The organism is Rhodanobacter humi (genome assembly GCF_041107455.1).
Classification (GTDB): domain Bacteria; phylum Pseudomonadota; class Gammaproteobacteria; order Xanthomonadales; family Rhodanobacteraceae; genus Rhodanobacter_A.
The window spans coordinates 1,121,786-1,142,567 of record NZ_JBGBPY010000001.1; the positions used below are offsets into that span (position 1 = coordinate 1,121,786).

Consider the following 20,782-nt stretch of genomic DNA (forward strand, 5'->3'; position numbering starts at 1 on the left):
GCCTCAGTCTCCATCGCATGCTCCCTCTCCCCGCTGGGGAGAGGGCTGGGGTGAGGGGCCGGAGCTTGCCAAAGCCTCCACGATCACCTCCAACACGCCATCAATATTCGTCAGTACATCATTGTCCCAGAAACGCAGCACGCGGTATCCCATGGATGCCAGCTCGCGCGTTCGTGCTTCGTCGTATGCCACCTGCTCGCCATGCTGTGCGCCGTCGAGCTCCACGATCACGCCTGCATCCGGACAGGCAAAATCAGCGATGTAGCGGTCTATCTCGTGTTGGCGGCGGAATTTCCAGCCTTGCAACTGGCGATTGCGCAGAAAGAACCAGAGCTTCCGCTCGGCGTCGGTTTGCCCAACCCTCAGCCGCCGCGCTCGATCCACATGCAGACGCTTCATCCTTGAAACCTCGCTCCGTTGGCAATCCATCGCGAGCACCCGCCCCTCACCCCAGCCCTCTTCCTCGCTCCTCAGAGCAGGGCCATCCATGGCCCTTCCCCGCGTCCCAAAGGGGAGAGGGAGCAGAGCTTCAGGCGTCGATCACGACTTCCTCGGTCTCGCCACGCAGGTTGTAGCGCGAGGACATGACCTTGCCGTAGGCGCCGGCCTGGGCGATCAGGATCACGTCGCCTTCCTGCGGCTCCGGCAGGCGGCGGTCGCTGCCCAGCACGTCGCCGGATTCGCAGATCGGGCCGACCACCTGGAACAGGCCGGTGGCTTCCTCGTCCAGCCGCGTGAGGTTGGCGATCTCGTGCCAGGCGTCGTACAGCGCGGGGCGGATCAGGCTGTTCATGCCGGTGTCCACGCCGAGGTAGCGCCAGCTGCCCTTGCCCTTGGTCTGGGTGACGCGCGCCAGCAGCACGCCGGCGTCGGCCACGAGGTAGCGGCCCGGCTCCATCCACAGCTGGTAGTGCGGGTAGGCCGCCTTGACCTCGCGCAGCACCTTGTCCAGCTCGGCGATGTCCAGCTTCGCCTCGCCGGGGTGCGAGGGCACGCCCAGGCCGCCACCGATGTTGAGGAAGGCGATGCTGCCGATGCGCTCGGCGAGGCTGGCGAGCTGGTTGAACACCTCGCCCCAGTGCCTCGCGTCGAGCACGCCGGAGCCGAGGTGCGCGTGCAGGCCGCGCACGGTGACGCCGTGGGCATCGGCATGCCTGAGGAACGCGTCGAGCTGTTCCAGCGGCAGGCCGAACTTGCTGCCGCTGCCGCCGGTGCGCACCTTCTCGTGGTGGCCCAGGCCGCGGCCGAGGTCCACGCGCAGCGCGATCTCGCGGCCGCGGAACAACTCGCCCCAGTGCTCGATCGGGTGCAGCGCATCCAGCGTGATGGTGGCGCGGGTGGCCAGGCCATGCTCGAAGTCCGCGCGCGAGGCGAAGTTCGGCGTGAACAGCAGCGGTGCGCTTGCCGGCACCGCCGCGGAGACCGCCTCCAGCTCGCCCGGCGACACGCATTCGAACGCAAAGCCTTCTTCCGCCAATGCGCGCAGGATCGCCGGATGCGTGTTCGCCTTCACCGCGTAGTGCAAGCGATCCACCGCCGCCAGCGCCTTCAGTTCACGCGCCTGCGCACGCACGGTGGGCAGGTGGTAGACGTAGCGCGGCGTGGCCTCGGCGGCAATGGCCAGCAGGCGCTGGCGTTCGCCGTCGCGCCACCACGAGGGCTGCGCCAGCGCCTCGCCGCTGCCGTACAACGCCTGCCAGCTGGGGCCGAACAGCACGCTGTCGTCGGTACGCAACGCGCCGGCGGCGATCAGCAGCTCGTGCAGGTGCGGCAGCAGCTCGTCCACCACGTCCTCGTCCACCACGAAGGTGAGGTTGAGGTTGTTCGACGACTGCGAGATCAGGTGCACGCGCAGCTGGTCGAACTCGGCCAGCACGCTGGACAGCGTGTGCAGCATCGAGCGCATGCCGCGGCCGACCAGGGTGATCGCGGCGCACGGCGCGATCACCTTGACCCGGCATACCTTGGCGAGGTCGCCGGCCAGCGCGGCGATCGCGTCGGAGTCCAGCAGGTTCTCGGTGGGATCCAGCGACACGGTGACGTTGGTCTCGGCCGAGCCGATCAGGTCCACCGACAGGCCGTGCTGCTTGAAGTGCGCGAACACGTCGGCGAGGAAGCCGACCTGCTGCCACATGCCCACCGATTCCATCGACACCAGGGTGATGCCCTTGCGCGCGCTGATCGCCTTCACCGACGGCGCGTGGTCGCGCACCTCGGGACCGATCACGGTGCCTTCCAGCTCGGGACGGTTGGTGTCCTTCACCAAGAGCGGCACGCGCGGCTCGCGCAGCGGCGACAGGCAGCGCGGGTGCAGCACCTTGGCGCCGGTGGAGGCGATTTCCTGCGCCTCCTCGTAATCCAGTTTCTGCAGCAGGCGTGCGCCCGGCACCTGGCGCGGGTTGGCGGTGAACATGCCGGCCACGTCGGTCCAGATCTCCACCCGCGCCGCCTTCAGCAGCGCGCCGAAGTAGGACGCCGAGGTGTCCGAGCCACCGCGGCCCAACAGCACGGTGCGGCCACCGCCCTGGTCGGAGATGGGCTCGCGCGCGATGAAGCCCTGGGTGATGAACACCTCGCCCCGTGCGGCGAGGCGCGCGTTGAGCGCGGGATCGGGGCGGGCCTCGACCATCGCCGACAGCAGGCGGGTGCGCTCGTTCTGGTTCGGCAGCGCGGCCGCGGCGAGGCAATCGCGCGCGTCCACCCACTGCGTGGGCAGGCCGCTCTCGCTGAGGAAGGCCGCGCCCAGCGCACTGGACATCAATTCACCATGCGCCTGTACCCGCGCCGACCAGGCCAGTTCGCCCAACCGCGCCGGACCTTCCGCGGCCAGCGCCGCCAGTTCGTCCAGGCGCGCGCCCAGCGTGGCTGGCAGCGGCAGCTGCATGTGCGCAAGCAGGTCGTAGTGGCGTTGCGCGATCGCGCCGGCCGCCGCCTTGCGTTTGCCCTGGTCGCCCTCGCCGCACAGCTGTTTCAGCGCGTCGGTGATGCCGGTGAGCGCGGACACGACCACCAGCACGCGCGCGCCTTCGGCGCGGCGGCTGGCGACCAGCTCGCGGATGTTCTGCCAGCGCGGCAGGGTGGCGACACTGGTGCCGCCGAACTTCATCACGATCCAGGGGGCGTCCGCAGGCAGCGGCGCGGGGGCGTTGGGATTCACGGGTCTCTATGGGTGGCTGGTGAGGAAACGATCCCGCCAGTGTTGCGCCGCGTCAAAGCGATTGCAAGATTTTTTGCAAGTGACTTCGTTTGGACGTCCAGACGTCCACTTGTCGAGCCACCCGGCGGCTTGCCGGCGCGCTGCTAGACTGCGCGCTGCCGACCAGGAACCCGCCAGCGCATGACTGCCGCGCCATCCGTCCTGCCCACCGTGCTGCGGGCACTGCCCGAGGCGGTCGTGGCAATGGCAGCCGCCCTGCTCGCCCTGGCTTGCGCGCAATGGTTCGCGCCCGGCCCCGGCAGCGCCGTGCTGGCGGTGGTGCTGAGCCTGTCGCTGGCGCGCAGCCGGCTCGACCGCGACCGTCGCGGCCGCCTGGAAGCGGCCATCGCGCTGCCCGTGGTGGGACTGGCTGCGACCGGCGTCGGCTGGTTGCTGTTGCACGCTCCGTGGATCGGCGCCGCGGCGTTCACCGCGGGCGTGGCGGCATCGGTGTGGCTGCGCCAGTTCGGCGAGTTGGCGCGACGCGCCAGCCGGTTGATTGCCCTGCCCTTCGTGACCGTGCTCACCGTGCCGCATTTGTCCGGCACGCAGCACGGGCGGCTGCCTGCCGCCGTGGTGCCGATACTGGTGGCACTGCTGGCGCTGGCATGGGTGTCGTTGCTCGACGTGCTGGGCCGGCGCATGGGCTGGCTGGCCGACGGGCGCACACACCACGCGACTGCGCCAGTTCGCGCCCCATCCACCCATGCGCGGCTTTCCGCCACCACGCGCATGGCGTTGCAGATGATGGTGGCGCTGGCGCTCGCGTTCGCCGTGGGCCATCTCGGTTTCGGCGAACACTGGCCGTGGGTGGTGCTGACTGCCTTCATCGTGCACAGCGGCAACCGCGGCCGGCTGGAGGTGGCGTACAAGAGCCTGCTGCGCCTGGCCGGTGCAGCGGGCGGCTGCGTCGCCGCGGCCCTGCTCGTCACGCCGGCCGGTGCGCACGGCAGCGTGGCGTTGATCCTGCTCGCGCTGTTCCTCGGCACCTGGCTGCGCCAGCTCAACTACACATGGTGGGCGCTGTTCGTCACCGTGGCGCTGGCCCTGCTGCAGAACTACGCCGGCTTGCCCGCAACTTCGGAAATGGCACTGCGCCTGACGGCGATCGCGGCCGGCGCGGCCATCGGCGTGGCCACCGCGTGGCTGGTCGTGCCGGTGCGTTCCACCGATGTGTTGCGCCGGCGTTTGGCCGACGCGCTGGCCGCGCTGGGCGAGGCGCTGGACCCGACGATCGAACGACGCGGGACGACGGCCTTCGTGCGTGCACTCAATGATGTGGAATCGCTGACGCCGGCGTTCCGCGCGGCACGTGTGCTCGGGCTGCGCCAGCCGGCGGACTGGATCGATGCGCTGTCCGCTTGTCGTGCGCCTGCGCTGGCCTTGATCGAACAAGGCGCTACGCCGGGGAACGTGCGGCGTGCGGTGGGTGCGGCAAGGCAGGCACTGCGGGAGCCGGAGCGGCTGCTCGATGCGCTGAGGGCGCTACGCGATGCACTCCCTCTCCCCGCCAGGGAGAGGGTTGGGATGAGGGGGCAATCCGGCGAAAGCCTCTGACGAAGCATCGCGTGGCTTCGATGTGGCGCTCTCGCGAGCCCCGCCCCTCGCCTCAATCCTCTCCCGCAAGCGGGAGAGGAGGCGAAGGCGTGCGCTGCGCGCGTGAGGGACTCTGCGCAAGCCTTGGCCCCTCACCTCAATCCTCTCCCGCAAGCGGGAGAGGAGACGAACGAGTGCGCTACGCGCACTGCTTTATTGAACAAAGACGGGGATTTTCCCGATTCGCGCCTGCCATTCCTTCGGCCCGGTCTGGTGCACCGAGGTGCCGGCGCTGTCTACGGCCACAGTGACCGGCATGTCCTTCACCTCGAACTCGTAGATCGCCTCCATGCCGAGGTCGGCGAAACCGACGACACGCGAAGCCTTGATCGCCTTCGACACGAGGTAGGCGGCGCCGCCCACCGCCATCAGGTAGACGGAGCGATGCTTCTTGATCGCCTCGATCGCGGCCGGGCCGCGTTCGGCCTTGCCAACCATGCCGAGCAGGCCGGTCTGCGCCAAGACCTGTTCGGTGAACTTGTCCATGCGGGTGGCGGTGGTGGGGCCGGCGGGGCCGACCACTTCCTCGCGCACCGGGTCGACCGGGCCCACGTAGTAGATGAAGCGGCCCTTGAAGTCGACCGGCAGCGGCTCGCCCTTGTTGAGCATCTCCACCATGCGCTTGTGCGCGGCGTCGCGGCCGGTGAGCAGCTTGCCGTTGAGCAGCAGCACCTCACCCGGCTTGAAGCTGGTGACTTCTTCCTGGGTGATGGTGTCGAGGTTCACCCGGCGCGCGTTCTGCGGGTTGTAGGTGAGCCTGGGCCAGTCTTCCAGCGAGGGCGGCTCCAGCGTCGCCGGACCGGAGCCGTCCAGCGTGAAGTGCGCATGGCGGGTGGCGGCGCAGTTCGGGATCATCGCCACCGGCAGGTTCGCCGCGTGGGTGGGATAGTCCTTGATCTTCACGTCGAGCACGGTGGTGAGACCGCCCAGGCCCTGCGCGCCGATGCCCAGCGCATTGACCTTCTCGTACAGCTCGATGCGCAGTTCCTCGACGCGGTTCGACGGCCCACGCGCAATCAGCTCCTGGATGTCGATGTGCTCCATCAGCGATTCCTTCGCCAGCAGCATCGCCTTCTCCGCGGTGCCGCCGATGCCTATGCCGAGCATGCCGGGCGGGCACCAGCCGGCGCCCATGGTCGGCACGGTCTTCAGCACCCAGTCCACGATGGAGTCGGAGGGGTTCAGCATCACGAACTTCGATTTCGCCTCCGAGCCGCCGCCCTTGGCCGCCACGATCACCTCCACGGTGTCGCCGGGCACCACCGAGACGTTCACCACCGATGGCGTGTTGTCCTTCGTGTTGAGGCGACGGCCGGCCGGGTCGGCCAGCACGCTGGCGCGCAGCTTGTTGTCCGGGTCCATGTAGGCACGGCGCACGCCTTCGTTGACCATGTCTTCCACGCCCATGGTGGCGTCGTCCCAGCGCACGCCCATGCCGATCTTCAGGAACACGGTGACGATGCCGGTGTCCTGGCACAGCGGGCGGTGGCCTTCGGCGGCCATGCGCGAATTGATCAGGATCTGCGCCATCGCGTCCTTCGCCGCGGGCGATTCCTCGCGCTCGTACGCGGCGGCCAGCGCCTTGATGTAATCCACCGGGTGGTAGTAGCTGATGTACTGCAGGGCGTCCGCGACGGACTGGATCAGGTCGGCTTGCTTGATGGCGGTCATGGCGATGGCTTGGGCGGGAATGAGGGACGCCATGGCGATGAATCCATGGCGCGAACCCCTTATTGTGCCGCAGCCCGCACGCGCACCCAAACTTGCGATCTTCTCGCAATTTCTTGCACGGCTATCGGCGCCGTAGGCTCCGGAGTAGGCTCGCCGGGCGGCGCAACGCCAGTCGTCAGGGGAGACCGACGACGTCGCTGGGGCAACCCTTCATCAGTTCATCTCGACGAAACGCTCTTGCGGATCAACCGTAAGGCGTGGCGGCGACGCGTCGTCGCCCGTGCACGCCCGAATCTTTGCCATCAGGAGGAAGCGCAATGTTCGCGAAACTGCATCGCAAATCCCTGGCCACCTGCCTCGCCCTGCTGTTCGCAGGCGTGGGCACCGCCGCGTGGGCCGCCGACGTGCGGCCGAACGTCGACATGGGCCTGGCCGCTTCGAACCAGCCCGTGCACGTCACCTTGATCCTGAAATTGCGCCACGAGGCGGCGCTCGAGGATTACATCCGGCAGACCATCACTCCCGGCTCGGCGCACTACCGCCAGTTCCTCGGCACCGCCGAGTTCGCCAGCCAGTACGGCGCCAGCGATGCGGACATCGCACGGGTGCAGGCCTTCCTGCGCCAGCAAGGCCTCTCCAGCACGGTGCTGGCCAGCCACCTGGCGATCGAGACCAGCGCCACGCCGGCCCAGCTCGGCGCGATGTTCCAGGCGCCGATCCACGAGTACGTCTCCGCGCGCAGCGGCCGGCGCTTCCATCGCCCCGCCACCGCGCCACGGATGCCCGCCGCGCTGGCCGGCAGCGTGATCTTCGTCAGCGGCCTCAGCAACGAGCGGCAGTTCCTGTCACACCGCATCAACCTGCCCCAGTTGCCGGCGACGGCGCAGCGAACCTTCACGCTCAAGGCGCTCGCCAAGACGCCCGGCGGCAACCCCACCGCCACCGGCATACCGGGCGACTACACCGTGGGCGACGTGGCGAACTTCTACAACATCAATCCGCTGTACCAGCACGGCATCAACGGCAAGGGTTCGACGGTGGCGATCGTGACCCTGTCCAACTTCTATCCGTCCGATGCGCAGACCTACTGGAGCGACATCGGCCTGGCCACCAAGCCGAACCGCATCACCCAGGTGCACGTGGACGGCGGCGGCGTCTTCGACGGCGGCAGCGGCGAGACGGCGTTGGACGTGGAGCAGTCCGGCGGCATCGCGCCGTGGGCGAACATCGTCGTCTACGACGCGCCGAACGCCGGCAACGGCTTCACCGACGCGTTCGCGCAAGCCGTTTCCGACAACAAGGCCGACAGCATTTCCACCAGCTGGGGCGCGCCGGAAATCTTCAACTTCGCCGCGCTCAACGTGAACGGCGCCAGCGACACCGACACCACCGACGTCGGCGATCTGCGCGCCTTCCACCAGATCTTCCTCGAAGCGGCCGTGCAGGGACAGTCGGTGTTCGCCGCCTCCGGCGATTCGGGCGCCTACGACACCGTGCGCGGACTGGGCACGGGCACCGGCCCGGGTGAGTTCAGCGCGCCGCTGACCGTGGATTCGCCGGCCTCCGATCCGTTCATCACGGCCGCCGGCGGCACCACCGTGCCGTTCACCTTCGGCATCCAGGGCGACCCCACCACCTCCATCACGCAGGAGAGCGTGTGGGGCTGGGACTATCTGCAGGTCTATCTCGATGCCTATGCCCCGATCCCCGGCGGCTGGCGCGCCCAGCTGTTCTCGGTCGGCGGCGGCGGCGGCGTGAGCGTGTACTGGAACGAACCGTTCTACCAGTGGTTCACCCGCGGCATCCGCCGCAGCGAGCGCAAGCAGGCGCTGGTCTACAACGACCCCAGCGCGGGCCCCACCACCCTGCTCGCCCTGCCCGCGAACTTCCGCGGCCGCAACGTGCCGGACATCGCGCTGAATGCCGATCCGGAAACCGGCTACGTGCTGTATTCCACCACCGACGGCGGACTGGGTTCGGCGGGCGGCACCAGCTTCGTGGCGCCCCAGCTCAACGGCATCAGCGCCCTGCTGACGCAGAGCACCGGCCACCGCGTGGGCTTCTGGAATCCGCAGGTGTACCTGCTGCAGAACATCTTCGGCTACGGCCCGTGGTCGGCCTTCAACAGCGTGAACGCAGGCGACAACTGGTTCTACTACGGCGCACCGAACTACACGCCGGGCGCCGGCATCGGTACGCTCAACGTGGCCAACCTCAACCTGTTCCTGGGCGGTCGCTGAGACCCACGCACGACTTCCATCGTCGGGACAACGGCCGCGCGAGCGGCCGTTGTCTTTTCCACCGGTAAAAACCCAGAAGCGGAATTCGGCGAACACCGGGAACATGTCGATGTTCTCGCCTTCATGGCTTCCCTGTCTGATGTTTTCCGATGGTGTGCCCGCGTGCCCCATGCGCGCGGGCCGCGCATTCCCGGGAATGCGGCAGCACACTTGCAGCCGCCATTCGGCATGAACATCGGGCCCTGCGCAGCGGCGCCGATGCCGCGTCCGTTGGCGGGGACTTGCCGCACGACCGGGCTCCCGCCATGCTCGCCGCGGTCCTTTCCCGCGGCGGGATTCCATGAGCGTATCGACTTCGTCCGGCGGCTATGTCCGCCGTCTCGGCATGCGCGATGCCGCGCTGGTGGTGATGGGCGGCATCATCGGCGGCGGCATTTTCCTCAATCCCGGCATTGCCGCACAGCGCACCGGCTCGGGGCTGGCGCTGCTGTCGGTGTGGATCGGCGCGGGCGTGCTCACCCTGCTCGGCGCGCTGTGCTACGCGGAGCTGGGCGCGCGTCGGCCACAGGCGGGCGGCAGCTATGTATACCTGCGCGAAGCGTTCGGGCCGCTGGCGGGTTTCCTGTTCGGCTGGACGATGCTGCTGGTGATCTATTCCGGTTCCACCGCGGCGGTGGCGACGATCTTCGCCAGCTATGCGGCGGCCGTGTTCGACCTGCCGGCGGCGGCCACGACACCGCTGGCCGTGGGCGCGCTGGTGTTCGTGGCCGGCATCAACCTGTTCGGCCTGCGGCTGGGCGTGCAGCTGCAGAACCTGTTCACCGTGCTCAAGCTGCTGGCCGTGGCGGTGCTGGTGGTCTGCGGCCTGTTTCTCGCCGGCGCGGGCACACCGGTGCTGGCCGGCGATCCCGCACATGCCGGCGCGGGCTTCATGGGCGCGGCGCTGCCGGTGCTGTTCGCGTATTCCGGCTTCACCTATCTCAACAACCTCGCCGGCGAAGTACGCGAGCCGCAGCGCACGCTGCCACGCGCCCTGCTGCTGGGCATGCTGGGCGTGATCGCCGCATACGCGCTGGTCAACGTGGCCTATCTCGCCGTGCTCGGCCACGCCGGACTGGCCGCCAGCCGCACGCCGGCGGCGGACGTGATGCAACGCGTGGCCGGCGGCACGGGCGCCAGGCTGATCGCCATCGGCATCGCGATCTCCACGCTGGGTTTCTGCAACATCACCCTGCTCGCCGGTGCGCGCGTGCTGCAGGTGATGGGCGAGGACGGGCTGTTCTTCCGCGTGGTGGGCCGCCTGCATCCGCGGCACCGCACCCCGAACCTCGCGCTGTTGCTGCTGGCCGGCTGGGCCAGCGTGCTGGCGCTGTCGGGCAGCTACGGACAACTGCTGGACTACGCCACGTTCGGCGACTGGCTGGCGTGCGCGATCGGCGTGGCCACGCTGTTCCTCTACCGCCGCCGCGACCTCGCCGAGCCCGGCTACCGCGTCCCCGGCTACCCGCTGACACCCCTGCTGTTCATCGCCACCGTTGCGCTCGTGGTGGTGCAAAGCCTGCGCGACAGTCCGTACAACACCGGCATGGGCGTGCTGATCATGCTGGCCGGCGTGCCGGTCTACTGGTGCTGGCGCCGCCTGTTCAGCGCCACGCGTTCCTAGCCGGCCGCGGCAATGCCACAATGCGCGGATACGGTTCTGAGGAGATCCCGCATGGCGCCAGCCCAAGCCCACGGTGTGCCGGTCACCCCGGACAACAACATCGTGCCCGCGGCGGTGCGCAGCGGCATCGCGGTCGAGATCAACGGCGAGCATTTCGTCCACACCGGCGACCCGCAGATGCCGCTCCTGTGGTACCTGCGCGACGTGCTGTGGCTCACCGGCACCAAGTACGGCGGCGCGCACGGCGAGAACGGTTCCGACCTGGTGCTGGTGGGCGACAAGCCGGTGTCCGCGATCACCCAGCCGATGGTGAAGCTGGACGGCAAGCGCATCACCACGGTGGAAGGCCTGGCCGCGAACGACGGCGCCCTGCACCCGCTGCAGCAGGCCTTCATCGACGAGGACGCGATCGGTTGCGGCTACTGCACGCCGGGCTGGCTGATCGCGGGCGTGGACCTGCTGAAACGCAAGCCGCAACCCACGGACGCCGACATCGACCAGTTGACCAACACCTGCCGCTGCGGCTGCCAGACCCGCGTGCGCGCCGCGATCAAGCGCGCCGCCGCCGGCAAGGCGGGCCAGGCATGAGCGCGAACGCCTCGAACGGCATCCGGCTGTCACGCCGGCGCTTCCTGCAGGTCCTCGCCGGCACCGCCGGCGCGCTGGTGGTGGGCGTGCGCATGGCCCGTGCCGACGAGCCGCCGCTGCCGCCGGAATGGCTGGGCAACCATTTCCAGGAACTCGGCGCCTACGTGCGCATCGACGCCGAAGGCAACGTGCTGATCGGCGCGCGCGATCCCGACACCGGCACCGGCGTCGCCACCGCGCTGCCGATGATCATCGCCGACGAACTGGACGCCGACTGGAACCGCGTCAGCGTGGTGCCGCTGGGCCTGGGCGTCGGCGCGAACGACAACGGCCAGCCGCACTGGACCTACGGCCGCCAGCGCGGCGGCACCGGCGACTCCATCCCCGCCGCCTGGGCCGAGCTGCGCCAAGCCGGCGCGCTCGCGCGCTGGCTGCTCACCAGGCCGCCGCGCGCCGGCTCGGCATCGCCGCCGATCGCCTGCGCTGCGAGGCCGGCACGGTGATCGCGCCGGACGGCCGCCGCGTCACCTACGGCAGCCTGGTCGACGACGCCAGCAAGCTGGACCTGCCGCCGCAGGCGCCGGCACCGAAGGCGCCGGAGCGCTACACCTTGATCGGCAAGCCGGTCGGCGACGTGGACGCGCACGCCATCGTCACCGGCCAGGCGAAATACGCGATCGACCACCACGAGGCCGAGGCGCTGGTCGCCGTGCTGCTGCACTGCCCGTGGCCGGACGGCAGCCTGTCCAGCATCGACACCGCGCCCGCGCTCGCGGTGAAAGGCGTGGTCAAGGTGATGCACCTGAAGCCCGAACCCGGCCAGCCGCCGGGCCATACCGTGATCGCGCCCGCGGTGGCGGTGCTGGCCGAGGACACCTGGGCCGCGCTCGCGGGTCGCGACCAGCTCAAGCTGGAGTGGAAGCCCGGCGCCGCCGCCGAAGCCGGCAGCGGCGCGCTGGAACAGCAGGCCATCGCCCTGCTCGACAGCAAGGCCGCACCCACCACCCGAGTGCGCGACGACGGCGACGTGGACAAGGCCGGCAAGCATGCCGCGTACCGCCTCGAGGCCAGCTACTACCAACCCTGGCTGGCGCACGCCTGCCCCGAGCCGATGAACTGCCTCGCGCACGTCGACAAGGACCACGCCCGCCTCGTGGTGCCCACCCAGGCGCCGCAACAGGCCTGGGCCGTGGTGCAGCGCCTCACCGGCCTCGCCGCCGACAAGATCGAGATCCGCGTGCCGCGCGTGGGCGGCGGCTACGGCCGCCGGCTCGACCACGACTACGTGGCCGAGGCGGTGATGCTGGCCCAGGCGGTGAACAAGCCCGTGCGCCTGCTGTGGACGCGCGAGCAGGACTTCGCCCACGACTGGTACCGCTCCGCCAGCGTGCACAAGATCGGCGCGATCATCGACGCCAGGCGCAACATCGTCGCCTGGAACCAGCGCCTCGCCAGCGCCTCCGCGCTCAGCGGCCGCGGCGTGCCCGCCGACCGCTTGTGGACGTCCGAAGTGCTGCCCGACCAGTTGCCCGCCGGTCTGGTGCCGAACTACCGCAGCGACTGGTACGCGCTGGAATCCACGCTGCCGCGCGGCCCGCACCGCGCGATGCCGCAGCTCAGCAACGCGTTCGCGGCGGAAAGCTTCATCGACGAACTCGCCCACCAGCTGCGCGAAGATCCGCTCAAGACCCGCCTGCGCCTGCTCGGCGAGCCGCGCAACATCGCGCTGAAGAACGGCGGCACGCTGGACACCGGCCGCCTGCGCAACGTGCTGCAGCTGGTCGCCGACCGCATCGAGTGGAAGAACTGGCTGCGCAGCGTCAACGGCCTGGGGCTCGCGTGCTGGCACATGGACGGCGCCTACGTGGCGCACGCCATCGAGACCTCGCTGCAAGGCGACAAGCTGGCCATCGAGCGCGTCGTCTGCGCGGTGGACGTGGGCCGCGTGATCAACCCGCTGGGCCTCGAAGGCCAGATCACCGGCGCCACCCTGGACGCGCTCTCCACCGCGCTCAACCTCGCCATCACCACCAAGGACGGCCAGGTCCAGCAGCGCGACTGGAAGAGCTACCCGCTCGCCAGCATGGCCCAGTTGCCGAACAGCGTGGAAGTGATCGTGGTCGACGGCGGCAACCGCCCGCCCACCGGCGCCAGCTTCCTCGCCATGCCCACCGCCGCCCCCGCCCTCGCCAACGCGGTGTTCCGCGTCAGCGCAGTGCGCGTGCGCAGGCTGCCGCTGATGAAGGAGTTTTTGCGGCTGTCGTGAGGAACGCGCAAGCTTGATCGACTTGGCGCGGGCCCGTTACGCCGAACTTAGCGGAGGTTCGCCATGAGCAAGCACGAAACCTATGCCGCCGTATGGGATGCCATCGCCGACACGCCGGAGCAGGCGGCGAACCTGCGTGCCCGCGCCGAACTGATGCAGCAGATCGTTGCCATCATCAACGCCAGCGGCTGGAAGCAGAGCGAAGCGGCCGAGCGCTGCGGCGTGACCCAGCCGCGCATCAACGATCTGCTGCGCGGCCGCGTATCCCGCTTCTCGCTCGATGCGCTGGTGAACATCGCCACGGCGCTGGGACGGCGTGTCCATCTCGCGCTGGACGCGGCCTGAGCGAAATCTGCACGTGTCAGCGCGAGGCGAAGTCGCACCATTCCACGCCGCGCCGGAGGATCAGCCGGCCGCAGCCCTTCGGTGACTGCGGCGGCACCGGCAGCGCATCGCCCAGCTGCCATTTTCCCAGCCGCCGCAGGATTTCTGGCATCTCGGAATCGGCGACAGCCAGCACGTTGCCATCACCATAGCCCGTATGCCCGCGATAGCGCAGGATGCGCGTGTAGTCGCCCACGCCGCGCCGCGCATAGACCTCGATCCAGTAGGCGTAGGGCGCATGATCGGTGGGATAGTTCACAATCACGTCGCCGCGCAGTGGACCGTGCTCGACGAAGCGCGCGTCTTGATTGTTGTTGCTGCCGCGTGTGTCATTGACGAACACCGGGTGGAAGCGATCCGCAGCACGACTGTAGGCGTACAGCACCGTGCGGATGTCGCAATTGCCGTTCATGCCGGACGTCGAGCAAGTCTGCAGCAGCAACAGCGGGGCGTTTTCCCTCGCGCCCGCATGCACCACCTTGGCCGTGCGCAGGGCGTACGCCGTGTTCGTCCACGGGTAGGTTTTCGTGGGGCCGTATTTCTCGGAACACTCCACAGCCAGCGTCTTGACCAAGCAGACCGCCAGCGCGCCTGGATCCGTGAACCCCGGCATTGCACTCGGGTCAGGATCACGCGCCACCACGAGCGTCCACTGGCTGACCGTCGCAAATGGCTCGCTCAAATCCAGACGATCAAGCACCTCTGCCGGCTTGCCCTGCCACGCTGGAATCGCCGCGACCACCACTCGGTCGATTTCAGCCGACGGCAACGGTTTCGCCACTGCTGCCGATGCGACGTGCCAAACCAGACACGTAGCGAACCCTGCGCAGACTCGAAGCGCAACCTCGTCAAGCATGCGTCGCACCAACCGGATCATTATCCGACCTCCCGACCAAGCGGGCAAAAGCATACGCCTCGATCGGGCAAGTTCTCTGGCTGCACGCAGCAGGATACGTGGCAACCCTCAATGGAACTGGTCGCTGGCCGGCACCCATGAACTCGACGAAGTGGCCGGCACCCGCCCCTTCAACACGGGTTCGGTCGGCGGACAGCCGGGCGGCATCAGGCCGCCGGCGACGCGCGCCTCGGCGCATTGCACGCGGTTGTCCAGCACCACGGGCGCCGTCGCCGCCGCGCTCGCGGCCGGCGCGGGCGGCGGCACGCTGGGAACGCTGCCGCCGGCCACGGCCGGCAGGTTGAGCCGGTCGTAGACCTTCTGCGCCGCTGCCGGCGGCGGCGAGTCGGCGTCGCCGCAACCCAGCAGCGCCACCGGCACCAGCGGCATCACCTTGCACTTGATGCGGATGCCGCGCGGCAGGTGGAAGGTGTGCTGCAGCGTGGTCTTTTCCGCCGCGTGGCGCAGCGCGGTGTCGATCGAACTCTCGCCGGGCGGCGTCCAGTACGGGTCGAAGCGCGTGGATTTGTAGCTGATGCCGTTGATCTTGTGGCGCATCACATTGGTGTCGCCGGTGGGCTTGAGTTGCACGTATTCCGGCACGCTGCCCGGCGCCTGGCCGGACGGTTGCGCGCCCGCGCCGGGGGTGCCCGCGCCTTCGCGCGCCCCCGGCTGCTCACCCTCGCCCTTGCCGGCGGCGCCCGTGGTGGCATGGCCCAGTCCGTGCGACGCCGGCGGTCCGTTGCCGTGCACGCCGGCCGTCTCGCTGGCGCTGCTGCTGCCTTGCGGTTCGCCGGGACGGGCGTTGTCGCTGCCCTGCGGGCTCGCGTTCGGCGCAGTGCTGACGTCCGGTGCGGCGGTTTCGCCTGCCTTGCCGGCAATCTCGCTCGGTGCGGCGGTCGCCGGTGCGGTGGTCGATGGATTGGCCGGCGCCGACGTGCTTTCGGCAGGCGACAACGCCACCGGCGCCGGCTGGCTGATCCGGGTGAGCGCCTGATCGTTGGCGATCTCGAGCGTGGCCTTGGGCACCGGCGTCACGCTGGGTGTGGCGGGCGTGGTCTGCGGGACCGCAGCGAGCGGTTGCTCCGCGACCTCGACCGGCGCCGGTGCCTGCAGTTTCGGCAGTTGCCGCGGCGCGTTCGGCGCGGGTGCATTCAGCGTGGTCTGCAGGCTCACCTGCGGCGCGGCTTGCGCCGGCAGCGGCACGGCCTGCAACTCGGGCGCGGGCGGCGCCGCGGGCAGGTCCACGTGCATGGGCTGCGCGATGGCCGGCGCCACGGTGTTTGGCACCACGCGGTCCAGCGCCACGCTGGGCGGCGCGACCACGGGTGGCGCCTGGGGCGGCAGCGTGGGCAGCGCCAGCGAAGGCGGTGGCGGCATCGGCTGGTTGCCTTCGGCCTGCGGCGCACGCACGGGCTGCGGCTGGAATTTCGGCGGCACCGGCGGCTGCAGCGTGGGCTTGGGCAGGTTCACCGGCGGCGGCTGGTTCGCCAGCGGCACCGGTTGCAGCTGTGGCACGGGCGCCGGTTGCGGCAGACTGGGCGGCGGCGGTGGAGCGGCGACCGCCTTCGCGGGCGGCACGGCCGCCGCCTGCGCGGCGACGGCAGGCGCACGCGGCGCCGGTCGCGCGGCCGCACTCGCGTTGCGCCGCACGCCCGGGCTCGTCGCCGCGTGGCCTGGGTGCACCGGCCCCGCCTGGCGCGGCGGCTCGCCCTTCGGCGGCGGTGGCGGCGCGAGATCCGGCAGCTCGATGAAGCGCAGCTTCAGCTGCGCCGCCGGCGCCTCGCCCACCGGCGGCGGTTCCCACGCCGGCCCCAGGATGAAGGCGAACAGGAACACCAGGTGCACCAGCAGGCTGCCGGCGAGCGCGAACACGCGCCGCCACAACACGGGCGGCCGCGGCCGCTTCCGCGCCTGCTGGTTGAGCATGTGCGAGGAAGCGGCCAGCGGCGAATTCAGCAGCACCTGCGCCGGCCGCTGGGCGGGCGGGCGCGGCGCGTTCGGGTCCGTGGGCAGCGGCATGCGGCGAGTGTAGCGGGCGCTGCTGCAACTCTCAGTGCTTCACCGCCTGCTTCGCGCGCCGTTCGCGCTGCTCCTGTTCCTCGCGCATGGCTGCGTCGGTGGCGCGGTACGGCGTGTCGCTGGGGCAACCATCGGCCAGCGGCTTGCCGGCGCGGTACAGCGCGATGCATTCAGACAGCGGTGGCGGCTTGGGCGCGTTCGGGTTCGTGGCCAGCGGTGCCGGCGCCATGTTCAGACGCGCGTCGCCGTCCTTTGCCGACGGTGGCGGGGGCGGATCGCCGCCGCAGCCACCGGCCAGCATCGCCAGCGAAACCGCGCAGTGGATGCGGATGCCCGGAAGCGGACGGAACGTGTGCTTCACCGTGGTCTTGTCCACCACCTTCTGCAGCGCGTCGGTGATGGGACTGGTGCGGCCCCAGTCCTTGTCGAAGCGGGTGGCCTGGTATTTCACCGGGCTGTCGTGCCGCATGATCCGCGTGTCGCCCTGCGGCATGCCCTGCACGTAGTCCGGCACGGGCGTGCCGGCGGCAGTGGCCGGCAGGATCGCCTGGCCATTGCGGTCGAACAGCCGCGGCGGCGCCACGCTGGCCGCCGGCGCGGGCAGTTGCACGCTGAGCGCGTTCTTCGCCGCGAGTTCGGCGGCATGCCGCGGCGGTGCGCGCGGCGGCGGCGGTGGCAGCGGCACGGGCGGCGGCGCCTTCGCGGCCGGCGCGGTGGCGGCGGGGATGAAGCGCACCTCCAGTACCTCGCTGGTCGGCGCCGCCGGCCCTCGCGCAACGGCGGCGGCCGCATCGCCCACCACACCATCGCCGCGAACACGAGGTGCAGCAGCACCACGACGACCAGCACCAGCCACGCCAGCCGGTAGCCGCGCGATGGCTCGCGCCAGCGCAGCTGGCGCAGGCGCGCGAGGGTCGCGAGGTCGAGCGCCAGCGCGCCGTCCCGGTCGGGGCCGGGCGGCGGCGTGGCGCGGGTTTCGGCCTGCGTTCGGTGGACGATGGGATGGCTCCGTATGGGCGACAACGCAGAGGGGTTCCCTTCCCTGCCCGCAGCCTGATTGGCATCGACCCTCAGCAGCCCACCACCGTTCGCCCTGAGCGTAGGCCCGAAGGGCCGAAGTCGAAGGGGCAGCGCGGCGCTTCGACTTCCTCGCTCACCAAAGCGCAGCCATCCGTGGCTGCTCCTCGCGTACGCTTGCTGGCGCAAGCTACGCTCAGCGCGAACGGGACTTTTTTGCTGAGAATCGACGCCAATCAGGCCGCAAGCAGTGGGAGAGAAAAACGCGGCGCGGCTCTCAGACCGCGATACCTTGCGGCGGTTCCCGCCGGCGTTGACGCGAGGCTAACCCCGCCGCGACGTACCATCGCCAGACTCACCCGCCATGACCGCCCCCGCGTCCGCGCCCGGACGACCATGACGGCCCGTCAGCCGCCATGCGCGGCCTCGTACGGCGCCGTTCATGCCTTGCGAGTCCGTGCCTCTGCAAGAGGAGGGTCGCATCGTGTCCTACCACACGGAAAGCATCCGCAACATCGCGCTCGCCGGCCATGCCGGCAGCGGCAAGACCACGCTGTTCGAGGCCTTGCTGCACGCCGGCGGCGTGGTCCAGGCGCCCGGTTCGGTGGAGCGCGGCACCACGCAGTCGGACACCGACGCGCAGGAGAAGGCGCGCGGCCATTCCATCGACAGCTGCATCGCCGGCATCGACCGCGGCGGCTGCCGCATCAACCTGATCGACACCGCCGGCTACGACGACTTCCGCGGCGGCACGCTGTCCGCGTTCGCCGCGGTGGAAACCGTGATGGTGGTGGTGAACGCCGTCAACGGCATCGAGCACGGCACCCGCCGCATGATGGATCACGCGCGCAGGCGCGGCCTCGCCCGCGTGCTGGTGGTCAACAAGATCGACTTCGAAGGCGCCCACCTCGGCGCCTTGGTCGAAGCGCTGCGCGAGGAGTTCGGCCCCGAATGCCTGCCGGTGAACCTGCCCGCGCAAGGCGGCAAGCAGGTGCTGGACTGCTTCTTCCACACCACCGGAGCCACCGACTTTTCCTCGCTGGCCACCGCGCACCAGCGCATCCTCGACCAGGTGGTGGAGATCAACGAGGCCACCATGGGCGCCTACCTCGACCAGGGCGAGGCCGCGCTCACGCCGCAGCAGTTGCACGACGCGTTCGAGCAATGCCTGCGCGAAGGCCACCTGGTGCCGATCTGCTTCGTCAGCGCGCGCAACGGCACCGGCGCGGCCGAGCTGCTGGACATTGCGGAACGCCTGCTGCCGAACCCCGCGGAAGGCAACCCGCCGCCCTTCGTCAACGGCGAGGGCGAGGCGATCACCGTCAACGCCGACCCCGCGCAGCACGTGATCGCCGACGTGTTCAAGATCGTCAACGACCCCTTCGTGGGCAAGCTCGGCGTCTTCCGCGTGTGGCAAGGCACCGTGCGCCGCGACTCGCAACTGCTCGTCGACGACGGCCGCAAGCCGTTCAAGGTGGGCCACCTGTTCCGGCTCAATGCGAAGAACCACGTGGAGATCGAGCAGGCAGTGCCCGGCGATATCGCGGCGGTGGCCAAGGTGGAGGAGATCCACTACGACGCCGTGCTGCACGACGCGCACGAGGAGGATCGCATCCACCTCGCGCCGATGCGCTTCCCGCAGCCGATGTTCGGCCTCGCGCTGGAACCGAAGCACAAGGGCCAGGAGCAGAAGCTGGCGAACGCGCTGGGGCGGCTGGCCGAGGAAGACCCCTGCCTGCGCATGGAGCACCACAAGGAACTCAACGAGACCGTGCTGCGCGGCCTCTCCGAGCTGCACCTCAAGGTAACGCTGGAACGCATGCGCGAACGCTACGGCGTGGAAGTCGTCACCCACCCGCCGCGCATCGCCTACCGCGAGACCATCGCCGCCAAGGCGGAGGGCCACCACCGCCACAAGAAGCAGACCGGCGGCGCCGGCCAGTTCGGCGAGGTGTCCCTGCGCGTGGAGCCGCTGGAACGCGGCGCCGGCTTCGAGTTCGTCGACGCGGTGAAGGGCGGCGTGATCCCCGGCACCTTCCTGCCCGCGATCGAGAAAGGCGTGCGCCAGGCGATGGAACGCGGCGCGGTAGCCGGCTTCCCGCTGCAGGACCTGCGCGTCACCGTCTACGACGGCAAGTACCACCCGGTCGACTCCAAGGAAGTGGCCTTCGTCAGCGCGGGCAAGAAAGCCTTCCTCGACGCCGTGGGCAAGGCGCGCCCGATCGTGCTGGAGCCGATCGTGGACGTGGAAGTGGCGATCCCCGAGAGCGACGTCGGCGACGTCACCGGCGGCCTCGCCGGCAAGCGCGCGCGCATCCTCGGCACCGACAGCCGGCGCGGCGGCGAACTGCTGATCAAGGCCCAGGCCCCGCTCGCCGAACTCACCGACTACCCCACCGAACTCAAGGCCATGACCGGCGGCCGCGGCCGTTACAGCCTGGACCTCAGCCACTACGAACCGGTGCCCGCGCCGGTGCAGAAGCAGCTCAGCGAAGCCTGGAAACCGAAAGTCGAGGAAGACTAGCGGCCCACGGTCGGGCCGCTCGCGGATCAAACGCCTCGGCGTTTGATCCGGCGGAGCCGGGTTCGGTCAAGGCCGAACCCGGCGAGTCGAAAGCGGGCAGGACAGCCCGCTTTCGACATCAGGCACGCGCTCTTGGGCGCCCTCGCCTCACACGTTCGGACCCGATTAACGACGCCACTCAGCGAGAAATACCGTTCGCGCTGAGCGTAGCTTGCGACAGCAAGCGAAGTCGAAGCGCCCAGCAGCGACCGCCCTTCGACTTCGACCCTGCGGGCCTACGCTCAGGGTGAACGGTGGGGTACGAGCCTAGTAATCCCGCGCCCCCAGCAACCCCACCGAATACCCAGCCTTGCGCAGCCGCGACGTGGCCTTGGAACTCAGCACGAGCAACTCGATCAATCCCACCAGCGGGACGAGCATCAGCACCAGCAGCACGATCCGCCACCAGATCGGATAGTCCAGGCCGCGGGCGATCTTGTAGATGCCCACCCACGACATGACAAGGCAGGCCAGGAAGGCCAGCGCAGCGATGGGACCAACCGCGGTGCGCAGCGCGGCGGCCAGGAAGTACAGCAGGATCGCGTAGATCACCAGCTTCTGCCCGGAAGCCACGTCACCCAGCGACGAGCTCGGCTTTTCCCGGTCCTCCACCACGGCACCCGGACTCTGATACGGATTTTCCATGACTCCCCCTGATCGGTTTTGAATGACGTGAGGGGC

General features: G+C 69.7%; 15 protein-coding genes. 8 read left to right on the forward strand and 7 right to left on the reverse strand.

Annotated elements, in window-relative coordinates:
* Positions 1–3: 3 nt before the first annotated feature.
* Together AB7878_RS05145 and AB7878_RS05150 are read right to left on the reverse strand one after the other, a co-directional pair.
* A complete protein-coding gene (locus AB7878_RS05145) occupies positions 4–399 on the reverse strand; it encodes an endonuclease domain-containing protein (protein ID WP_369493326.1) in 396 nt (131 codons plus the stop codon).
* Between the two features lie 130 nt (positions 400–529).
* A complete protein-coding gene (locus AB7878_RS05150; RefSeq protein ID WP_369493327.1) occupies positions 530–3,157 on the reverse strand; it encodes a bifunctional aspartate kinase/diaminopimelate decarboxylase in 2,628 nt (875 codons plus the stop codon).
* A gap of 180 nt (positions 3,158–3,337) precedes the next feature.
* On the opposite strand from AB7878_RS05150, the gene AB7878_RS05155 reads away from it, so the two are divergent.
* Positions 3,338–4,753, forward strand: a complete 1,416-nt coding sequence (locus AB7878_RS05155; RefSeq protein ID WP_369493328.1) for an FUSC family protein — start codon at positions 3,338–3,340, stop codon at positions 4,751–4,753.
* Positions 4,754–4,945: 192 nt separating this feature from the next.
* Here AB7878_RS05155 and AB7878_RS05160 read toward each other — a convergent pair whose 3' ends face one another.
* The gene (locus tag AB7878_RS05160; RefSeq protein ID WP_369495720.1) at positions 4,946–6,463 is read right to left on the reverse strand and encodes a fumarate hydratase; all 1,518 of its coding nucleotides are present in this window, start codon (positions 6,461–6,463) and stop codon (positions 4,946–4,948) included.
* A gap of 317 nt (positions 6,464–6,780) precedes the next feature.
* Here AB7878_RS05160 and AB7878_RS05165 point away from each other — a divergent pair, with 317 nt between their 5' ends.
* The 6 genes from AB7878_RS05165 (at position 6,781) to AB7878_RS05190 (ending at position 13,565) form a co-directional block, all read left to right on the forward strand.
* A complete protein-coding gene (locus tag AB7878_RS05165) occupies positions 6,781–8,703 on the forward strand; it encodes a S53 family peptidase (protein ID WP_369493329.1) in 1,923 nt (640 codons plus the stop codon).
* A 340-nt stretch (positions 8,704–9,043) separates the two neighbouring features.
* Positions 9,044–10,366 carry an APC family permease gene (locus tag AB7878_RS05170; protein WP_369493330.1) on the forward strand — a complete coding sequence of 441 codons (1,323 nt, stop codon included), beginning with the start codon at positions 9,044–9,046 and terminating at the stop codon, positions 10,364–10,366.
* Between the two features lie 51 nt (positions 10,367–10,417).
* Complete coding sequence (locus AB7878_RS05175) at positions 10,418–10,954, forward strand: (2Fe-2S)-binding protein (RefSeq protein ID WP_369493331.1); 537 nt, start codon at positions 10,418–10,420, stop codon at positions 10,952–10,954.
* Complete coding sequence (locus tag AB7878_RS05180) at positions 10,951–11,457, forward strand: twin-arginine translocation signal domain-containing protein (protein ID WP_369493332.1); 507 nt, start codon at positions 10,951–10,953, stop codon at positions 11,455–11,457. The genes AB7878_RS05175 and AB7878_RS05180 overlap by 4 nt, the downstream gene beginning before the upstream one ends.
* The gene (locus AB7878_RS05185; protein WP_369493333.1) at positions 11,454–13,220 is read left to right on the forward strand and encodes a xanthine dehydrogenase family protein molybdopterin-binding subunit; all 1,767 of its coding nucleotides are present in this window, start codon (positions 11,454–11,456) and stop codon (positions 13,218–13,220) included. The genes AB7878_RS05180 and AB7878_RS05185 overlap by 4 nt, the downstream gene beginning before the upstream one ends.
* A gap of 63 nt (positions 13,221–13,283) precedes the next feature.
* Entirely contained in the window at positions 13,284–13,565 is a 282-nt protein-coding gene (locus AB7878_RS05190) for a helix-turn-helix domain-containing protein (protein ID WP_369493334.1), read from the forward strand.
* Positions 13,566–13,581: 16 nt separating this feature from the next.
* On the opposite strand, the gene AB7878_RS05195 is transcribed toward AB7878_RS05190, so the two are convergent.
* The 3 genes from AB7878_RS05195 to AB7878_RS05205 all read right to left on the reverse strand — a co-directional run bounded on the left by AB7878_RS05195 (position 13,582) and on the right by AB7878_RS05205 (position 17,320).
* Positions 13,582–14,460 (reverse strand): hypothetical protein, encoded by an 879-nt coding sequence (locus tag AB7878_RS05195; protein WP_369493335.1) that lies wholly within the window; start codon positions 14,458–14,460, stop codon positions 13,582–13,584.
* 108 nt (positions 14,461–14,568) lie between these two features.
* Complete coding sequence (locus AB7878_RS05200; protein WP_369493336.1) at positions 14,569–16,521, reverse strand: hypothetical protein; 1,953 nt, start codon at positions 16,519–16,521, stop codon at positions 14,569–14,571.
* 31 nt (positions 16,522–16,552) lie between these two features.
* A complete protein-coding gene (locus AB7878_RS05205; protein ID WP_369493337.1) occupies positions 16,553–17,320 on the reverse strand; it encodes a hypothetical protein in 768 nt (255 codons plus the stop codon).
* Positions 17,321–18,022: 702 nt separating this feature from the next.
* Between AB7878_RS05205 and fusA the strand changes: the two genes are divergently transcribed.
* On the forward strand, positions 18,023–20,062 hold the full coding sequence (gene fusA, locus AB7878_RS05210; protein WP_369493338.1) for an elongation factor G: 2,040 nt from the start codon (positions 18,023–18,025) through the stop codon (positions 20,060–20,062).
* A 306-nt stretch (positions 20,063–20,368) separates the two neighbouring features.
* Here the strand turns inward: fusA and AB7878_RS05215 are convergent, their stop codons facing one another.
* Positions 20,369–20,746 (reverse strand): hypothetical protein, encoded by a 378-nt coding sequence (locus AB7878_RS05215; protein WP_369493339.1) that lies wholly within the window; start codon positions 20,744–20,746, stop codon positions 20,369–20,371.
* Positions 20,747–20,782 lie beyond the last annotated feature (36 nt).